This is a genomic window from Leifsonia sp. KNZ13-11D (genome assembly GCF_056754895.1).
Map to the genome: position 1 here is coordinate 922,560 of NZ_JBPGWU010000001.1, position 17,207 is coordinate 939,766.

Annotated in this window: 14 protein-coding genes; 12 read left to right on the forward strand and 2 right to left on the reverse strand. The window is 70.8% G+C overall.

Annotated elements, in window-relative coordinates:
* Nucleotides 1–114 precede the first annotated feature (114 nt).
* Entirely contained in the window at nucleotides 115–549 is a 435-nt protein-coding gene (locus tag ACR9Y5_RS04645) for a hypothetical protein (RefSeq protein ID WP_481299519.1), read from the forward strand.
* Between the two features lie 48 nt (nucleotides 550–597).
* Nucleotides 598–1,095 (forward strand): SprT-like domain-containing protein, encoded by a 498-nt coding sequence (locus ACR9Y5_RS04650; protein ID WP_481296877.1) that lies wholly within the window; start codon nucleotides 598–600, stop codon nucleotides 1,093–1,095.
* Between the two features lie 24 nt (nucleotides 1,096–1,119).
* Here the strand turns inward: ACR9Y5_RS04650 and ACR9Y5_RS04655 are convergent, their stop codons facing one another.
* A complete protein-coding gene (locus ACR9Y5_RS04655; RefSeq protein WP_481296878.1) occupies nucleotides 1,120–1,728 on the reverse strand; it encodes a GNAT family N-acetyltransferase in 609 nt (202 codons plus the stop codon).
* Between the two features lie 123 nt (nucleotides 1,729–1,851).
* Between ACR9Y5_RS04655 and ACR9Y5_RS04660 the strand changes: the two genes are divergently transcribed.
* The 4 genes from ACR9Y5_RS04660 to ACR9Y5_RS04675 are packed head-to-tail and all read left to right on the forward strand — an operon-like array spanning nucleotide 1,852 to nucleotide 4,748.
* Nucleotides 1,852–2,466 (forward strand): CGNR zinc finger domain-containing protein, encoded by a 615-nt coding sequence (locus tag ACR9Y5_RS04660; protein WP_481296879.1) that lies wholly within the window; start codon nucleotides 1,852–1,854, stop codon nucleotides 2,464–2,466.
* Between the two features lie 4 nt (nucleotides 2,467–2,470).
* Nucleotides 2,471–3,232, forward strand: a complete 762-nt coding sequence (locus ACR9Y5_RS04665; RefSeq protein ID WP_481296880.1) for a LamB/YcsF family protein — start codon at nucleotides 2,471–2,473, stop codon at nucleotides 3,230–3,232.
* Nucleotides 3,229–3,852 carry a 5-oxoprolinase subunit B family protein gene (locus tag ACR9Y5_RS04670; RefSeq protein WP_481296881.1) on the forward strand — a complete coding sequence of 208 codons (624 nt, stop codon included), beginning with the start codon at nucleotides 3,229–3,231 and terminating at the stop codon, nucleotides 3,850–3,852. The genes ACR9Y5_RS04665 and ACR9Y5_RS04670 overlap by 4 nt, the downstream gene beginning before the upstream one ends.
* On the forward strand, nucleotides 3,849–4,748 hold the full coding sequence (locus ACR9Y5_RS04675; protein WP_481296882.1) for a 5-oxoprolinase subunit C family protein: 900 nt from the start codon (nucleotides 3,849–3,851) through the stop codon (nucleotides 4,746–4,748). The genes ACR9Y5_RS04670 and ACR9Y5_RS04675 overlap by 4 nt, the downstream gene beginning before the upstream one ends.
* Before the next feature lie 29 nt (nucleotides 4,749–4,777).
* Here the strand turns inward: ACR9Y5_RS04675 and ACR9Y5_RS04680 are convergent, their stop codons facing one another.
* A complete protein-coding gene (locus ACR9Y5_RS04680; RefSeq protein WP_481296883.1) occupies nucleotides 4,778–5,659 on the reverse strand; it encodes a spermidine synthase in 882 nt (293 codons plus the stop codon).
* A 139-nt stretch (nucleotides 5,660–5,798) separates the two neighbouring features.
* Between ACR9Y5_RS04680 and ACR9Y5_RS04685 the strand changes: the two genes are divergently transcribed.
* The 6 genes from ACR9Y5_RS04685 (at nucleotide 5,799) to rpoC (ending at nucleotide 17,120) form a co-directional block, all read left to right on the forward strand.
* Nucleotides 5,799–6,317 (forward strand): hypothetical protein, encoded by a 519-nt coding sequence (locus ACR9Y5_RS04685; RefSeq protein WP_481296884.1) that lies wholly within the window; start codon nucleotides 5,799–5,801, stop codon nucleotides 6,315–6,317.
* Nucleotides 6,318–6,344: 27 nt separating this feature from the next.
* Complete coding sequence (locus ACR9Y5_RS04690; RefSeq protein ID WP_481296885.1) at nucleotides 6,345–7,499, forward strand: sensor histidine kinase; 1,155 nt, start codon at nucleotides 6,345–6,347, stop codon at nucleotides 7,497–7,499.
* Nucleotides 7,496–8,176: a response regulator transcription factor gene (locus ACR9Y5_RS04695; RefSeq protein ID WP_481296886.1), complete on the forward strand. Its 681-nt coding sequence runs from the start codon at nucleotides 7,496–7,498 to the stop codon at nucleotides 8,174–8,176. Before ACR9Y5_RS04690 ends, ACR9Y5_RS04695 begins: the two co-directional genes overlap by 4 nt.
* Before the next feature lie 138 nt (nucleotides 8,177–8,314).
* Nucleotides 8,315–9,397: an SDR family oxidoreductase gene (locus ACR9Y5_RS04700; RefSeq protein ID WP_481296887.1), complete on the forward strand. Its 1,083-nt coding sequence runs from the start codon at nucleotides 8,315–8,317 to the stop codon at nucleotides 9,395–9,397.
* A 299-nt stretch (nucleotides 9,398–9,696) separates the two neighbouring features.
* Nucleotides 9,697–13,194: a DNA-directed RNA polymerase subunit beta gene (rpoB, locus tag ACR9Y5_RS04705; protein WP_310131019.1), complete on the forward strand. Its 3,498-nt coding sequence runs from the start codon at nucleotides 9,697–9,699 to the stop codon at nucleotides 13,192–13,194.
* 50 nt (nucleotides 13,195–13,244) lie between these two features.
* Nucleotides 13,245–17,120 carry a DNA-directed RNA polymerase subunit beta' gene (gene rpoC, locus ACR9Y5_RS04710; RefSeq protein WP_310134997.1) on the forward strand — a complete coding sequence of 1,292 codons (3,876 nt, stop codon included), beginning with the start codon at nucleotides 13,245–13,247 and terminating at the stop codon, nucleotides 17,118–17,120.
* The last annotated feature ends 87 nt before the right edge of the window (nucleotides 17,121–17,207 follow it).

Below are 17,207 nucleotides of genomic sequence, written 5' to 3' on the forward strand. Positions count from 1 at the left end.
CCGACCACCCTGCGCGAACGCGTCGATCTGCGCGCTGCCGGCGAGCGGCTCGAGGAGCTCGGCAGCCTGCGCAGCCTGAGCGCGCTCAACGAGAAGGCCGTCCTGCTGCGTCTGCTGGGCCGGCTCGACGAGGCGATCGAGATCGCCAACGAAGCCGTGCGCCAGGCGCGGTTCACCGGCGACCGGGAGCAGCTGCTCGGCGCGCGCATCCGTCACGCCCAGGTGCTGCAGTACCAGGGCAAGTCCGACGAGGCGATCATCGAGCTGACCGGATGCGTCGATGAGGCCCGTGGCCGCGACTGGACGGCGCTGGAGGCGTTCGCCATCCAGAACCGCGGCAAGGTCTGGTTCGACGCCGGCGACTACGAGAACGCGCTGGCGGACATGACGGCCGCGGTGTTCCTGCGCGAGAAGCTGGGCGCATCCCCGGCCGAGATCCAGGCGGCCCTCACCGCGGTCGCCGTCGTGCAGTCGGCCCTCGACGCGCAGCGCGGCACGGCCCCCGGGACCGGTTCACCGGACGGCCAGGGCGACACCGATCGCGCGTAGGATGCTCGACATGGAGGAGTGGAGCGCTCCGGGCGGGGACCGTCGCTGATGGCCGAGCTCGACCGTGTGCGGCGCTGGGCCGATGCCCTGATCGCCCTGCACCTGGACCCGTCCGCCTGGAGTTTCGGTTTCGACAACGCCAAGACCCGTGCGGGGCTGTGCAACTACACCACCAAGCGGATCACCGTCTCGCGCTACCTGGCGGCGCGCTACGAGGACGACGAGATCCACCAGATCCTGCTGCACGAGGTCGCGCACGCGCTCGCCGGCTCCCGTGCCGGGCACGGCCCGCGCTGGCGCGCGATCGCGCTCGACCTCGGCTACGAGGGCAAGCGCCTGCACGGCGGTGCGATCGCCGACGACCTGGCCCCGTGGGTGGGCACGTGCCCGAACGGCCATACGCACTACCGGTACCGCAAGCCCGCCCGGGCCCTGGCGTGCGGGGCGTGCAGCCGGCGGTTCGACGCCGCGAACCTGATCGCCTGGCAGCACCGCGAGGTCTCCCCGGCGCAGCGCCGGGTCGCCGCGGCGGCCGCGACGGAGTAGAGCCCGACGCCGAGCCGGCCCGGCTCAGGCGTGGGCGGCGCCGAGCCGCTCATCGAGAGCGTCCCGCACCGCCGGCCACTCGTCGCTCAGGATGGAGTACACGGCCGTGTCGCGCCAGCTGCCGTCCGCGCGTCGCTGGGTGTGCCGCAGCACGCCCTCGAATCTCGCCCCCAGCCGGGCGATCGCGGCACGCGAGCGTTGGTTGAGCACGTCGGCCTGCAGCTTCACGCGCTCGAAGCCGTGGTCGAAGGCCGTGCCGAGCAGCAGGCGCTTCGTCTCCGCGTTCACGCGGCCACCCCACGCCTCGGGCGCGTACGCGGTCCAGCCGATGTGCGCGGAGTCGTTGACCAGGTCGAAGTCGCCGAGGGTCGTGGTGCCGACCATCCGGTCTCCGTCGCGGAGCACCACAGCGGTCACGTTGCTGCGTTCCCAGTCGAGGTAGCGCAGGATGAGCTCCCTCCATTCCTCGTAGGTGTCGCGGAAGGCCGCGGGGCCGCCGCCCCAGCCGCCGGCGAACACCTCGGGGCGGCCGATCGCGTCGAAGAGGTCCGGGAGGTCGTCCAGCGTGAGCGCCCGAAGGCGTACCGTCGCGGCCTCCAGCGTCGCGTTCGGGTCGGGGCGGGTCGCGGTCATCCGCCCAGTATGCCAAAGCGGGGCGCCCGCTCCGGGGCCCGGCGCCGCCGGTCCGGTACAGTATCGGGGGCCTCACGGTCCTGCGTGCAGGTGCCGCATCCACTAACCGACTATGTTGGTTACATGGCGATGGAAGCGATACTCACCCGAGGGACCGGCCAGTGGATGGAGCCCGCCGACGGGCAGCGCTGGTGGTTCGACTCGGGGTCGCTCGCCCTCGACTTCGCCTACACCGGCGGTCTCGACTCCGACGCGGAGCAGGACACGACCGTGCACGACGCGGCAGCGCTCAACGCCTGGCTCGCCGAACGGTTCCCGGAGGTCGCGCCGACCGCGGGGGAGCGTGAGTTCCGCGACGCCGGCGCCCTGCGCGCGGCGATCGGCCGCCTGGCGCGCCAGGCGAGCGTCGGCGAACCGCTCTCGCCGGACGACGTGGACGTGGTGAACCTGTTCGCCGCGACCCCCGACATCCCGCCCGTGCTCGCCGGCGGCGGCCGTCAGGCGGGCCGCTCCAAGGCGCGCCCGCACCAGGCCCTCGGCTCGATCGCGCGCGACGCCGTTCGCCTCTTCGGCCCCGACGTGGACGGCCGGATCCGCGAGTGCTCCGCCGACGACTGCCGTCTCGTCTACCTGGACACGTCGCGCAGCGGCACCCGCCGCTGGTGCTCGATGCAGCGCTGCGGCAACCGTGCGAAGGTCCGGGCGCACCGGGCGAGGGCGGCGCGCGCGCGACAATAGGGACATGGCGCGTCTCATCGACCTCAACAGCGACCTCGGCGAGTCCTTCGGCGCGTGGTCCATGGGTGACGACAGCGCCCTGCTGCGACTGGTGTCGAGCGCCAACGTGGCCTGCGGCTTCCATGCGGGGGACGCCTCCACCATGCTCGCGACCTGCCGGGAGGCGGCGGCGAACGGCGTGACGGTCGGTGCGCACGTCTCCTATCGCGACCTCGCCGGGTTCGGCCGGCGGTCGATGGACGTTCCGGCGGGTGAGCTCCGCGACGAGGTGCTGTACCAGCTGTCGGCACTGCACGGCCTCGCCCGGGTGGCCGGCACGTCCGTCCGCTACGTGAAGCCGCACGGCGCTCTCTACAACCGCATCGTCCGCGATGACGCTCAGGCGCGTGCGGTGGTGGATGCGGTGCTCGCCTTCGACCCGTCGCTCGACCTGCTCGGCCTCGCCGGGTCCGCCGTCGAGCAGGCGGCGCAGGACGCCGGCGTCCGGTTCGTGCGCGAGGCCTTCGTCGATCGCGGCTACCGTGCGGACGGCACGCTCGTGCCGCGCACCGAGCCGGGTGCCCTGCTGACGGACGACACTGCGATCGCCGCTCGCGCCGTGCGCATGGTCGAGGAGGGCCGCGTCGTCGCGGTCGACGGCAGCGACATCCCGGTGGCGGTCGACTCCCTCTGCGTGCACGGGGACACCCCGGGCGCCGTCGCCATGGCCCGCGCCGTGCGCGACGCGCTCGCCGGCGCAGGCATCGGCGTGGAGCCGTTCGCGTGACCGGGCGCATCCTCCCGTACGGGGATCGCGCGCTGCTGGTCGAGCTGGACGGGCTGGATGCCGTGCTCGCGCTGTTCCGCGGCCTCGAGGCCACGCGGCCGGACGGCGTGGTCGACCTCGTCCCCGCCGCGCGCACCATCGCTGTGGAGGTCGAGCCGCGCATCCTGACGCTCAGTGCCGCGGCGGCGTGGGTGGAGCGCACCTCTCCCCTGGAGCCGGAGGAGAGCGAGGAGCGGATCGTCGACGTGGCGGTGACGTACGACGGCGAAGACCTCTCCGATGTCGCCCACCTCACCGGGCTGACCGAGCGCGCGGTCGTCGCCGCGCACACCGGCACGCCGTGGCGGGTCGCGTTCGGCGGCTTCGCCCCCGGGTTCGCCTACCTCGTCGCGGACGCCCCGGCGTCGCCGCTCGAGGTGCCGCGGCGCGCGACGCCGCGCACCTCCGTCCCGGCGGGCTCCGTGGGGCTGGCCGGGGCCTTCAGCGGCGTCTACCCTCGCTCGAGCCCGGGCGGCTGGCAGCTGATCGGCCGTACGGATGCCGTCCTCTGGGACGAGACCGCCGACCCTCCCGCTCTTCTGCGGCCCGGCACCGTCGTGCGCTTCCGGGAGGCGCCGTGAGCCTGCGCATCCTGGACGCCGGTCCGCTGGCCCTGGTCCAGGACCTGGGGCGGCCCGGTCTCGCGGCCGTCGGTGTCGGGCGCTCCGGTGCGCTCGATCGCGGCGCGCTCCGCCTCGCCAACCGGCTGCTCGGCAACGACGAGGGCGACGCCGGGGTGGAGGCGCTGGTCGGCGGCCTCGTGGCGGTGTTCGACCAGGACACCTGGTTCGCGGTGACCGGCGCCACCGGCCCGCTGCTGCTCGACGACCGTCCGGTGGATGCGCACCAGGCGGTGCGCGCCCGGGCCGGGCAGGCGCTGCGCATCGGCACGGCCGTCTCCGGTGCGCGCCGCTACCTCGCCGTCCTCGGCGGCGTCGCCGTGCCTCCCGTGCTCGGCTCCCGGTCGCGCGACACCTTGGCCGGTCTCGGCCCGGCGCCGCTCGCCGCGGGCGATGTGCTTCCCCTCGGTGAGCATCCCGGCACCGATGTCCCGCTGCTGGACTTCGTCCCGGTCGCGGAGCCCACAGCCGACGCGATCGAGGTGCGCGCGTACCGGGGCCCGCGCGCGGACTGGTTCACGGAGGCGGCTCTCGACGCCTTCTTCACGCTCGACTGGCGCGCCGCCGACCGCAGCGACCGCATCGGCGTGCGGCTCGACCCTCCGCCCACCGGCCGCCACACCGCACCGGCCGTTCCGCAGATCCCGGTGCTCGAGCGCGCCGTCGCCGCCGAGCTGCCGAGCGAGCCCATGGTCGCAGGGGCCGTGCAGGTGTCGCCGGACGGGCGGCCCACCGTGCTGCTCGCCGATCACCCGGTGACCGGCGGCTATCCGGTGATCGCGGTCGTCGCCGACGGGTCCCTGGACGCGTTCGGCCAGCTCCGCCCCGGACAGCCGGTGCGGTTCAGGCACGCCTGACGAGCGGGAGGGCGGCGGCCCCGCCGGGGTCAGTCCCGCCGCGTCCCGGTCTGGAAGATGCTGCGGGCCGGCGTCGGCGACGGCACGCTGGTCGCATCCGTCACGATCGGCGCGCCGGCCGCGAACGTGCGCAGCTCCTCGCCCGCGACCGCCTTGGCGGGATGCGGACCGCTCGCGAGCAGCCGCGGCAGCCACTCCAGCGGCAGCGGCGAGTTCGACCCCACCAGCACCACGTTTCCGAAGCGGCGGCCTTTCAGCACCTGGGTCTCCGCGAGCGCGGCGACGTTCTCGACGACCGCGCCCAGCGTCGACACCTGGCTCCGCGCAAAGGTGAGCGGCGGACCGTCGGCGACGTTGACGAGCACGATCCCGTCCGGCTTCAGGAGCGACACCGCCGAACGGTAGAACTCCACGCTGGTCACGTGCGCCGGCGTGCGGGAGCCGCTGAAGATGTCCACCACGAGCAGGTCGACCTGGCCGCGCAGCCCGGCGGGCAGCTTGCCGACGACCTCGCGGGCGTCCCCGTGCCGGATGCGGATCTGCGCGTAGCGGGGGAGCGGCAGGTGCTCGCGCACCAGGTCGACCAGCCGGCTCTCCAGCTCCACGACCTGCTGCCGCGAGCCGGGGCGGGTGTAGGCGATGTACCGCGGGAGCGTGAGTGCCCCAGCGCCGAGGTGCACTGCGGTGATCGGCTCGCCGGGGTCGCCGATGAGGTCGATCACGTTGCCCATCCGCTGCACGTACTCGAAGAACAGCTGGGTCGGGTCGTCGAGGTTCACGTGGGACTGCGGTGTGCCGTCCACCACCAGCTGGTACGCGCCGGGTACGAACCGGTCCGGCTCGACCGTCGCCAGGTATCCGCTCTCAGTGAGCGTGACCGAGGGATGCTGCGGGGCCGGGTTCTGAGGCACACCGGCAGCCTAGTCGCGGCGCCCGGCTGCGATCCTCCACCCGGATCTCCACCCGCATCTCCACCCGACGGCTGTGCCGCCGCCGCCGTCACCGCGGCACTCTGGAGGGGTGCCGGATGCTCCGGCCGGAAAGGCTCCCATGACTGTCCAGACGCTCGGCAACGCGCTCCTCATCCTCCTGCTGATCGGGTGGGTCGGCTACCGGCAGCTCACCTGGCGGCCCGTCGTCGTCTCTCGGATGTGGAGAGGGCCGGCCATCTTCGCGGTGGTCGGCGCGGTGCTGCTCGTCCAGCAGGCGCACCCGGCGACCATCACCCCGCTCGACCTGGCCATCGTCTCTGGCGAGATCGTGCTGTCGCTGGCCATCGGCGCATGGATGGGCGCCATCGCCCGGTTCCGCCGCCTCCCGCAGCCGGTGGTCGCCGGCAGGAACCCGACCGACATCGCGGTCTACGAGTCGCGCACCGGCGTGCTCGGGCTCATGCTGTGGGTGGCCATCATCGTCGTGCGCGTCGTGATCGACGTGCTCGCGACGCAGGCCGGATCGCACCTGGCCGCGTCGACCGGCATGATCCTCCTGGTGTTCGCGGCGAACCGCGCCGCGCGCACGGCGGTCTTCGCCGCGCGGCTCGACCGCCACGCCTCGATCGCGGCGTGACGGACGCCCTCGCTGCATGATGGTCGGGTGAACTCCCTCCGTCCCAGCTGGCTGTCCCTCGCACTGACCGCGGTCGGAGCGGCGGCGGTCGCGTACGGGCTCCTCACCACGCACTCGTCCGCGCGGCCGCCCTGGGCGCTCGCCCTCGGGCTCGTGAGCCTCGCGCTGTGGGTCGTGCGCGGACTCCTCGCCCGGGCGGGTTTCGCCCGCGCGGCGACCGTCTGCTCCGTCGTGGTCGTCCTGATCGCCGCCCCCATCGCCGCCGTGACCGACGGCCTGACGGTCGTGCCGGCCGCCGTCGCCGTGGTCGCCGTGCTCGGCGACCCGCGGGAGCCGATGTGGGAGGGCCTCCTCCTCGGCGGCGTCGGTGCGGCCCTCGTCGCCGCCGGAGCGGTGCCCATCGGCGCGCCCGTGCTGTCTGCCCTGATCATGATGGGTGGGATGCTTCTCGGCGTCTTCGGCGGCCTGAGCCGGCGGCAGTTCCGTGTGGCGGAGGAGCAGGCCGCCCTCCTGCGCGAGCAGGAGGTGGAGCGGCGCGAGGAGGCGTCCCGCGTCGCGATCGCCCGTGATCTGCACGACGTGCTGGCGCACAGCCTGGGCGGGCTCGTGATCCAGCTGGACGCGGTGGATGCGCTGCTCGAAGCGGGCGACGCCGCCTCCGCCCGCTCCCGGGTCGTCGCCGCGCGCGGCCTCGCCGCGGAGGGACTGGGGGAGGCGCGGCGTGCGGTCGCGGCGCTCCGCGACCCGGCCGTCGCCGGGGACAGCCCGGTTCCCGTGGCGCTCGAGGACGCCATCGCCGACGCCATCGCGACACACCGCTCCCTCGGCGGGAGCGCCGACCTCTCCGTGACGGGCGCTCCCCGCGCCGTCACCGCTGCGCAGGGCGCCGCCTTCCAGCGCGCGGCGCAGGAGGCGCTGAGCAACACCAGGAAGCACGCGCCGGGCCAGCCCGTGCGGCTGGACCTCACCTGGCAGGATGACCGGGTGCGCCTCACGATCTCCAACCCCATAGCCGCCGCACCATCCGGGGGCTCCGTGGCGTCCGCGCTCGCCGCGACCGGCGGCGGCCACGGCCTGCAGGGGATGCGCGAGCGCTTCGCGGCGCTCCCCGCGGGCGGCTCCGTCGACGTGGCCGAGGGGGCGGACCGCTTCACCGTCACGGCCGAGGCGGTCCTGTCGTGACCGCGCCGGCCCGCATCCGCGTCGCCGTGGCCGACGACCAGGCGATCATCCGCGACGGCCTGGTCACCGTGCTCGGGCTGCTGCCCGAGATGGAGGTCGTCGGCGAGGCGGCCGACGGCGAGGCCGCGGTGGCGCTCGCCGTGGCCGAGCGGCCCGACGTGCTCCTGATGGACCTGCGCATGCCGGTGCTCGACGGCGCCACCGCGACCGCGCGGGTGCGCGACGAGGCCCCGGGCACCGCGGTGCTCATCCTGACCACCTACGCCGACGACGCGTCCATCCTCGGCGCGCTGCGCGCCGGAGCGCGCGGCTACCTCACCAAGGACGCCGGGCGGTCCGAGCTCGCCGCCGCGGTCCGTGCGGTCGCGAACGGCCAGACCACCCTCGCGCCCGAGGTCGGCGCCCGCGTGATCGGCGCCTTCAGCGCGGGCGCCCCGGCGGCGCCGGCCGACGCGGGCACGCCCACCGACGCGGCCGCCGCGCTCGCGCGCCGCTTCCCCGCCCTCACCCGCCGCGAGGCCGAGGTGCTGGCGCTGGTCGGCGACGGCCTGAGCAACGCCGAGATCGCCGCCACCCTCTTCGTCAGCGTCGCCACGGTCAAGACCCACATCAACGCGATCTTCGCCAAGCTCGCCGTGCGCGACCGCGCCCAGGCCATCGCCCTCGTCCGCTCCTGACCCGTCCTTCCGCCCCTCCGCCCTCCGCCGGCGCGACTGCCGCCTCCCGCAACATCTGCGCCGCGGCGCGCACCCGCACTCGTTCCGGACCACCGCAGTCGCCGGCGGCGCTAGCGCCGTCGCGCAACCGGGAGAAGGATGGGAGCCGTGAGCGATCCGAGCACCACCCCCGACCGCGTCCTCGTCACCGGCGGCTCCGGCTTCCTCGGCGCCCATTGCGTGCTGGCCCTGCTGAACGCCGGCTACCGCGTGCGCACCACCATCCGGACCCCCGCCCGCGCCGCCGATGTGCGCTCCCAGCTCGCGGCCGGCGGGCTCGACGACCCGGGCGACCGCCTGGAGTTCGCGGTGGCCGACCTGACCTCCGACGAGGGCTGGGCGGAGGCGGTGGCCGGCTGCCGCTTCGTGCTTCACGTCGCCTCCCCGTTCCCGTCGACCCAGCCGAAGGATGCGGACGAGCTGATCCGTCCCGCCCGCGACGGCGCCCTCCGGGTGCTCCGCGCCGCGCGCGACGCCGGCGTCGAGCGCGTGGTGCTCACGTCATCCTTCGCGGCCATCGGCTACGGCCACGCGCCGACCGACCGGGCCTTCACCGAGGAGGACTGGACCGAGCTCGACAGCGGCCGCCCGGTGAGCCCTTACGTGCAGTCGAAGACGATCGCCGAGCGCGCGGCGTGGGACTTCGTCGCCGAGCACGGCGCCCGTCCCGACGGTCCGCCGCTGGAGCTCGCCACGGTCAACCCGGTCGGGATCCTCGGCCCGGTGCTCGGCCCCGACATCTCCGCCTCGGTGGAGCTGATCCGCCTGGTCAAGGAGGGACGCCTCCCGCGCCTGCCCGACGTCCGTTTCGGCATCGTCGACGTCCGCGACGTCGCGGAGCTGCACCGGCTCGCGATGACCCGGCCCGAGGCCGCGGGGCAGCGCTTCCTGGCGATCGCGGGCGAGGTGATGAGCGCTCAGGAGGTCGCCCTCCTCATCCGCGGGCACCTGGGGGAGGCCGCCGGCCGGCGGATCGGGACGAAGCTGATGCCGATGTGGATGCTCAAGGCCGCAGCACCGTTCAGCCGCCGCGTCCGCGGCTCGCTCTCCGACCTCGGCTCCGTGCGCCGGGCCACCTCCGCCAAGGCGCAGACGGTGCTGGGCTGGTCGCCGCGCTCCCGTGAGGAGGCCGTCATCGCGACCGTCGACACGCTTCCGACGTACCGCTCGCACCGGTCCTGACCGGTCGCTGACCGGTCCGCAGCAGCCGGGAATATGCGGGCGTTCGCCGGGTTATACCCCAGTACGCGCCTCCGGTCAAGAAAAGACTGGACACGGCGCGCCTGATTGACATATAGTTGTTCTTTGCGCTCCCAGTCAAACTTCTGCCTTCATATTGCGGTCGGCTCTGACTTCTCCGCGTGTGCCTGGGCCCGTCCTTTCGGGTCAGATACGGCAGCGCGACGCGACTGGGAGTTCTCGTCCAGACAACTACACGACCGACAGTAACTGGGCCGACCGGGCCCACGGAGGTTATTTCCTTGGCTGCTGCGCGCAACGCAACCAACACCGACAAGACACCCAAGAACGGACGAGCCGCATCTCGTCTCTCGTTCGCAAAGATCACGGACACCCTCACCGTTCCCGATCTGCTCGCACTGCAGACGGAGAGCTTCGACTGGCTGGTCGGAAACGACGCGTGGAAGGCGCGCGTCGCGGAGGCCGAGGCCCAGGGTCGTCAGGATCTGCCCGCCAACACGGGCCTCGAGGAGATCTTCGAGGAGATCTCTCCCATCGAGGACCTCGGCGAGACCATGCAGCTCTCGTTCACGAACCCCTTCCTCGAAGAGAAGAAGTACTCGATCGACGAGTGCAAGGAGAAGGGCAAGACCTACGCGGCCCCGCTCTACGTCGAGGCCGAGTTCATGAACCACCTCACCGGTGAGATCAAGACGCAGACGGTCTTCATGGGCGACTTCCCGCTCATGACCGAGCGAGGCACGTTCATCATCAACGGCACCGAGCGCGTCGTCGTCTCGCAGCTCGTCCGCTCGCCGGGCGTGTACTTCGAGGCCACCCCCGACAAGACGTCCGACAAGGACATCTTCTCGGCCCGCGTGATCCCGAGCCGTGGAGCGTGGCTCGAGTTCGAGATCGACAAGCGCGACCAGGTCGGCGTCCGCATCGACCGCAAGCGCAAGCAGTCGGTCACCGTGTTCCTCAAGGCCCTCGGTCTCACGAGCGAGGAGATCCTCTCCGAGTTCGCCGGGTACCAGTCGATCGAGCTGACCCTCGAGAAGGACGCCATCCTCACCAAGGAGGAGGCGCTCAAGGACATCTACCGCAAGCTTCGTCCGGGCGAGCAGGTCGCCGCCGAGGCTGCGCGTGCGCTGCTCGACAACTTCTACTTCAACCCGAAGCGCTACGACCTCGCGAAGGTCGGCCGTTACAAGATCAACCGCAAGCTCGGCCTCGAGGCCCCGCTGTCGGACTCGGTGCTGACCGTCCAGGACATCATCGCCACGATCAAGTACCTGGTCGCCCTGCACGACGGCCAGACCACGTTCAAGGGCCTCCGCAACGGCGTCGAGACGGACATCCGCCTCGACATCGACGACATCGACCACTTCGGCAACCGTCGTATCCGCGCCGTCGGCGAGCTCATCCAGAACCAGGTCCGCACCGGTCTCTCCCGCATGGAGCGCGTCGTCCGCGAGCGCATGACCACGCAGGACATCGAGGCGATCACCCCGCAGACCCTGATCAACGTGCGACCCGTCGTCGCTGCGATCAAGGAGTTCTTCGGAACGTCGCAGCTGTCGCAGTTCATGGACCAGAACAACCCGCTCGCGGGTCTGACCCACAAGCGCCGCCTCTCCGCGCTCGGCCCCGGTGGTCTGAGCCGTGAGCGCGCCGGCGTCGAGGTCCGTGACGTCCACCCGTCGCACTACGGCCGCATGTGCCCGATCGAGACGCCGGAAGGCCCGAACATCGGTCTGATCGGCTCGCTCGCATCCTTCGCGCGCATCAACTCCTTCGGCTTCATCGAGACGCCGTACCGCAAGGTCGTCGAGGGCCGGGTCACCGACCAGATCGACTACCTGACCGCTTCGGAGGAGGACGACTTCGTCGTCGCGCAGGCCAACGCCCCGCTCGACGCGAACGGCCACTTCGTCGAGGAGCGCGTGCTCGCCCGTCAGAAGGGCGGCGAGGTCGACCTGATCCCCGCCGACGAGATCGGCTACATGGACGTCTCGCCGCGCCAGATGGTGTCGGTCGGTACGTCGCTGATCCCGTTCCTCGAGCACGACGACGCCAACCGAGCCCTCATGGGTGCGAACATGCAGCGCCAGGCGGTGCCGCTGCTCCGCTCGGAGAGCCCGGTCGTCGGTACCGGTATGGAGGGCTACGCGGCCATCGACGCGGGTGACGTTGTCACTGCGGAGAAGTCCGGTGTCGTCAGCGAGGTCTCGGCCGACGCGGTCACCGTGATGGCCGACGACGGCACGTACCAGACCTACTACCTGCGCAAGTTCGACCGCTCGAACCAGGGCACCTCGTACAACCACCGCGTGGTCGTCGACGAAGGCGACCGCATCGAGCAGGGCGAGGTCGTCGCCGACGGTCCCGCGACCGAGAACGGCGAGCTCGCGCTCGGCAAGAACCTGCTCGTCGCGTTCATGCCCTGGGAGGGTCACAACTTCGAGGACGCGATCATCCTCAGCCAGAACCTGGTGAAGGACGACACCCTCTCCTCGATCCACATCGAGGAGTACGAGGTCGACGCCCGCGACACCAAGCTGGGCAAGGAGGAGATCACCCGCGACCTGCCGAACGTCAGCCCGGACCTCCTGGCCGACCTCGACGAGCGCGGCATCATCCGCATCGGCGCCGAGGTGCGCCCCGGCGACATCCTCGTCGGCAAGGTCACGCCGAAGGGCGAGACCGAGCTGTCGGCCGAGGAGCGCCTGCTCCGCGCGATCTTCAACGAGAAGAGCCGCGAGGTGCGCGACACCTCCCTGAAGGTCCCGCACGGCGAGGAGGGCACCGTCATCGGTGTCAAGGTCTTCGACGCGCAGGACGGCGACGACGAGCTCGGCTCCGGCGTGAACCAGCGAGTGGTGGTCTACATCGCTCAGAAGCGCAAGATCACCGCGGGCGACAAGCTCGCCGGCCGTCACGGCAACAAGGGCGTCATCTCCAAGATCCTCCCGGTCGAGGACATGCCGTTCCTCGCCGACGGGACGCCGGTCGACGTCATCCTGAACCCGCTGGGCGTCCCCGGTCGAATGAACTTCGGTCAGGTCCTGGAGATCCACCTCGGGTGGATCGCCAAGAACGGCTGGGAGATCAAGGGCAAGCCGAAGTGGGCCGCCGAGCTTCCGGAGCAGGCCTTCTCGGCCGCGCCGAACACGAAGGTCGCGACCCCGGTGTTCGACGGTGCGAAGGAGGAGGAGATCGCTGGTCTGCTCGACTCGACGCTCCCGACGCGCGACGGCGACCGCCTGATCGGCTCCTCCGGCAAGACGCAGCTGTTCGACGGCCGCTCCGGCGAGCCGTACCCGGACCCCGTTTCGGTCGGCTACATGTACATCCTGAAGCTGCACCACCTGGTCGACGACAAGATCCACGCCCGTTCGACCGGTCCGTACTCGATGATCACCCAGCAGCCGCTCGGTGGTAAGGCGCAGTTCGGTGGTCAGCGCTTCGGTGAGATGGAGGTGTGGGCCCTCGAGGCCTACGGTGCCGCGTACGCGCTGCAGGAGCTCCTGACCATCAAGTCGGATGACATCCTCGGCCGCGTCAAGGTCTACGAGGCCATCGTCAAGGGTGAGAACATCCAGGAGCCGGGCATCCCGGAGTCCTTCAAGGTGCTCATCAAGGAGATGCAGTCCCTCTGCCTGAACGTGGAGGTGCTCTCGGCCGACGGCCAGGCGGTCAGCCTGCGCGACTCGGACGACGAGGCCTTCCGCGCGGCGGAAGAGCTCGGCATCAACATCTCCTCGCGCTTCGAGTCGTCGTCGATCGACGAGATCTAAGCGGCAGCCAGACCTACTGACGAATCTTTCAACAGGAGAGAGTGAACACATTGCTCGACGCAACAACTTTTGACGAGCTGCGTATCGGCCTGGCCACCGCTGACGACATCCGTCGTTGGAGCTACGGCGAGGTCAAGAAGCCGGAGACCATCAACTACCGGACCCTGAAGCCGGAGAAGGATGGACTCTTCGGCGAGCAGATCTTCGGACCGTCCCGCGACTGGGAGTGCTCGTGCGGCAAGTACAAGCGCGTCCGGTTCAAGGGCATCGTCTGCGAGCGCTGCGGCGTGGAGGTCACCAAGTCCTCCGTCCGTCGTGAGCGCATGGGCCACATCGAACTCGCCGCCCCGGTCACGCACATCTGGTACTTCAAGGGTGTGCCCAGCCGCCTCGGCTACCTGCTCGACATGGCGCCCAAGGACCTCGAGAAGGTCATCTACTTCGCCGCCTACATGGTGATCGAGGTCGACGAGGAGGGTCGCCACGCCGACCTCCCCGGCCTCGAGAACGAGCTCCGCCTCGAGATCAAGACGCTGTCCGACCAGCGCGACGCCCGCGTCGCCGAGCGTCTGCAGCGCCTGGAGACCGACCTCGCGGCGCTCGAGGAGGAGGGCGCTAAGGCCGACCAGAAGCGCCGTGTCAAGGACACGGCCGAGAAGGAGATGGGCCAGCTCCGCAAGTCGTTCGATGAGGACATCGCCCGCCTCGAGCGCGTGTGGGAGTCGTTCCGCACCCTCAAGGTCGGCGACCTCAAGCCGGAGGACGCGGACTTCAACGAGCTCCTCGACCGCTACGGCCTGTACTTCGAGGCCTACATGGGCGCCGAGGCGATCAAGCGCCGCCTGCAGGCCTTCGATCTGAACGCCGAGGCCGAGCTGCTCCGCGAGCAGATCGCCACCGGCAAGGGCCAGAAGAAGATCCGCGCGATCAAGCGTCTGCGCGTGGTGTCGTCGTTCCTGGCGACCGGCAACTCGCCGGCCGCGATGGTCCTCGACGTCGTCCCGGTCATCCCGCCGGAGCTGCGCCCGATGGTCCAGCTCGACGGTGGCCGCTTCGCCACCAGCGACCTGAACGACCTGTACCGCCGCGTGATCAACCGCAACAACCGCCTCCGTCGTCTGCTCGACCTCGGTGCTCCCGAGATCATCGTGAACAACGAGAAGCGCATGCTGCAGGAGGCCGTCGACGCGCTGTTCGACAACGGCCGCCGCGGCCGTCCCGTCACGGGTACCGGCAACCGCGCCCTCAAGTCCCTCAGCGACATGCTGAAGGGCAAGCAGGGTCGTTTCCGCCAGAACCTGCTCGGCAAGCGCGTGGACTACTCGGGCCGTTCGGTCATCATCGTGGGTCCGCAGCTCAAGCTGCACCAGTGCGGTCTGCCCAAGCAGATGGCTCTGGAGCTGTTCAAGCCGTTCGTCATCAAGCGCCTGATCGACCTGAGCCACGCTCAGAACATCAAGGCCGCGAAGCGGATGGTGGAGCGCTCGCGCCCGCAGGTCTGGGACGTGCTCGAGGAGATCATCCGCGAGCGCCCGGTTCTGCTGAACCGTGCACCCACCCTGCACCGTCTGGGCATCCAGGCGTTCGAGCCGCAGCTCGTCGAGGGCAAGGCCATCCAGCTCCACCCGCTCGTCTGCGCCGCGTTCAACGCGGACTTCGACGGCGACCAGATGGCGGTGCACCTGCCGCTGTCGGTGGAGGCCCAGGCCGAGGCCCGCATCCTGATGCTCGCCTCGAACAACATCCTGAAGCCGTCGGACGGCCGCCCGGTCACCCTGCCCTCGCAGGACATGATCATCGGTCTGCACCACCTCACCACCGTCCGCGAGGGCGCCGTGGGCGAGGGTCGCGCGTTCTCCTCGGTCTCCGAGGCGATCCTCGCGAAGGACCAGGGCACGCTGCACCTGAACGCCAAGGTCAAGATCCGTCTCGACAACTACGTGCCGTCGGACGCCGCCGACACCGGGGCCACCCCGATCACCGCGATCGTGGAGACCACCCTGGGCCGCGCTCTCTTCAACGAGACGCTGCCGGCGGACTACCCCTACGTGGAGGATGTCGCCGACAAGGGCACGATCTCGTCGATCGTGAACGCCCTCGCCGAGCGGTACCCGAAGGTGGAGGTCGCCGCGGCGCTCGACCGGATCAAGGACGCCGGCTTCTACTGGGGCACCCGCTCGGGCGTCACGGTGTCGCTGAGCGACATCCTGACCCCGCCGAACAAGGCGCAGATCGTGGCCGGCTACGAGAAGAAGGCCGCCAAGATCACCTCCGAGTTCGAGAAGGGTCTGACGACCGACCTCGAGCGTCGCCAGGAGCTGGTGAAGATCTGGACCGAGGCGACCAACGAGGTGGCCGAGGCCATGCGTGCCAACTTCCCGGCGGACAACACCATCAACCGCATGGTGACGTCCGGTGCCCGTGGTAACTGGCTGCAGGTCCGCAACATCGCCGGTATGCGTGGTCTGGTGAACAACCCGAAGGGTGAGATCATCCCCCGTCCGATCATCTCCTCGTACCGCGAGGGGCTGTCGGTGGCGGAGTACTTCATCGCGACGCACGGTGCCCGCAAGGGTCTGGCCGACACGGCTCTCCGTACGGCGGACTCGGGCTACCTGACCCGTCGTCTGGTGGACGTCTCGCAGGATGTCATCATCCGCGAGGACGACTGCGGCACGACCAAGGGCCTCGACCTGCCGATCGCGACGGTCGGCGCCGATGGCACCCTCACCCGCGACCCGAACGTCGAGAACTCGGTGTTCGCCCGCACGCTGGCCGCTGACGCGGTCGGCACGGACGGCACCGTGGTCGCGAAGGCGGGCGAGGACGTGGGCGACGTACTCATCGACAAGCTGGTCGCCGCCGGCGTCACCGACATCAAGGTCCGCTCCGTGCTGACCTGCGAGTCGGCGGTCGGCGTCTGCGCCGCCTGCTACGGCCGTTCGCTCGCGACCGGCAAGCTGGTGGACATCGGCGAGGCGGTCGGCATCATCGCCGCCCAGTCGATCGGCGAGCCCGGAACGCAGCTCACCATGCGTACGTTCCACACCGGTGGTTCCGCGTCCGCGGACGACATCACCCAGGGTCTGCCGCGCGTCCAGGAGCTGTTCGAGGCGCGTACCCCGAAGGGTGCGTCCCCGATCGCCGAGGCCGCAGGCCGCATCGTCATCGAGGAGACGGACAAGTCCCGCAAGGTCATCCTGACCCCGGACAACGGCGACGAGCCGCACGTCTACCCGGTGCTGAAGCGCTCCACCCTGCTGGTGGAGGACGGGCAGCACGTCGACCTCGGTCAGCAGCTGATCGTCGGCACCGTCGACCCGAAGGAGGTCCTCCGGGTCAAGGGCGTCCGCGAGGTGCAGAAGCACCTGGTGGGCGGCGTCCAGGGCGTCTACCGCTCGCAGGGCGTGCCGATCCACGACAAGCACATCGAGGTCATCGTCCGCCAGATGCTCCGCAAGGTCACCGTCGTCGACCACGGCGACACCGACCTGCTGCCGGGTGAGCTCGTCGACCGTTCGCGGTACAACGAGATCAACCGTGCTGCGCTGCAGGAGGGCAAGAAGACGGCGTCCGCCCGTCAGGAGGTCATGGGTATCACCAAGGCCTCGCTGGCGACCGAGTCGTGGCTGTCGGCCGCGTCCTTCCAGGAGACCACCCGCGTCCTGACGCAGGCGGCCATGGAGGGCAAGTCCGACCCGCTGATCGGTCTCAAGGAGAACGTCATCATCGGTAAGCTCATCCCGGCCGGAACCGGCCTGTCGCGCTACCGGAACGTCTCGGTGGAGGCGACCGAGGAGGCCAAGGCGGAGCGGTACCCCAACCGCATCTTCGCCGACGACTCCGCGTTCAACGAGAGCGACCTGAGCTTCGTCGACTTCGACAGCTTCAGCTCGGACGACTACACCCCCGGCACCTACAACTAAGCAGGTACCGACTCCTCTGACGGGGAGCGGCTCAGGCCCCCGGCTCACGCCGGGGGCCTTCGTCGTTCCCGGGGGTTCCCTCCCTCC

What these genes read in the sequence shown, in the direction of transcription:
- ACR9Y5_RS04650 (WP_481296877.1), top strand. Translation starts at nt 598, where the DNA reads ATGGCCGAGCTCGACCGTGTGCGGCGCTGGGCCGATGCCCTGATCGCC.
- ACR9Y5_RS04655 (WP_481296878.1), bottom strand. Translation starts at nt 1,728, where the DNA reads ATGACCGCGACCCGCCCCGACCCGAACGCGACGCTGGAGGCCGCGACG.
- ACR9Y5_RS04660 (WP_481296879.1), top strand. Translation starts at nt 1,852, where the DNA reads ATGGCGATGGAAGCGATACTCACCCGAGGGACCGGCCAGTGGATGGAG.
- ACR9Y5_RS04665 (WP_481296880.1), top strand. Translation starts at nt 2,471, where the DNA reads ATGGCGCGTCTCATCGACCTCAACAGCGACCTCGGCGAGTCCTTCGGC.
- ACR9Y5_RS04685 (WP_481296884.1), top strand. Translation starts at nt 5,799, where the DNA reads ATGACTGTCCAGACGCTCGGCAACGCGCTCCTCATCCTCCTGCTGATC.
- ACR9Y5_RS04700 (WP_481296887.1), top strand. Translation starts at nt 8,315, where the DNA reads ATGGGAGCCGTGAGCGATCCGAGCACCACCCCCGACCGCGTCCTCGTC.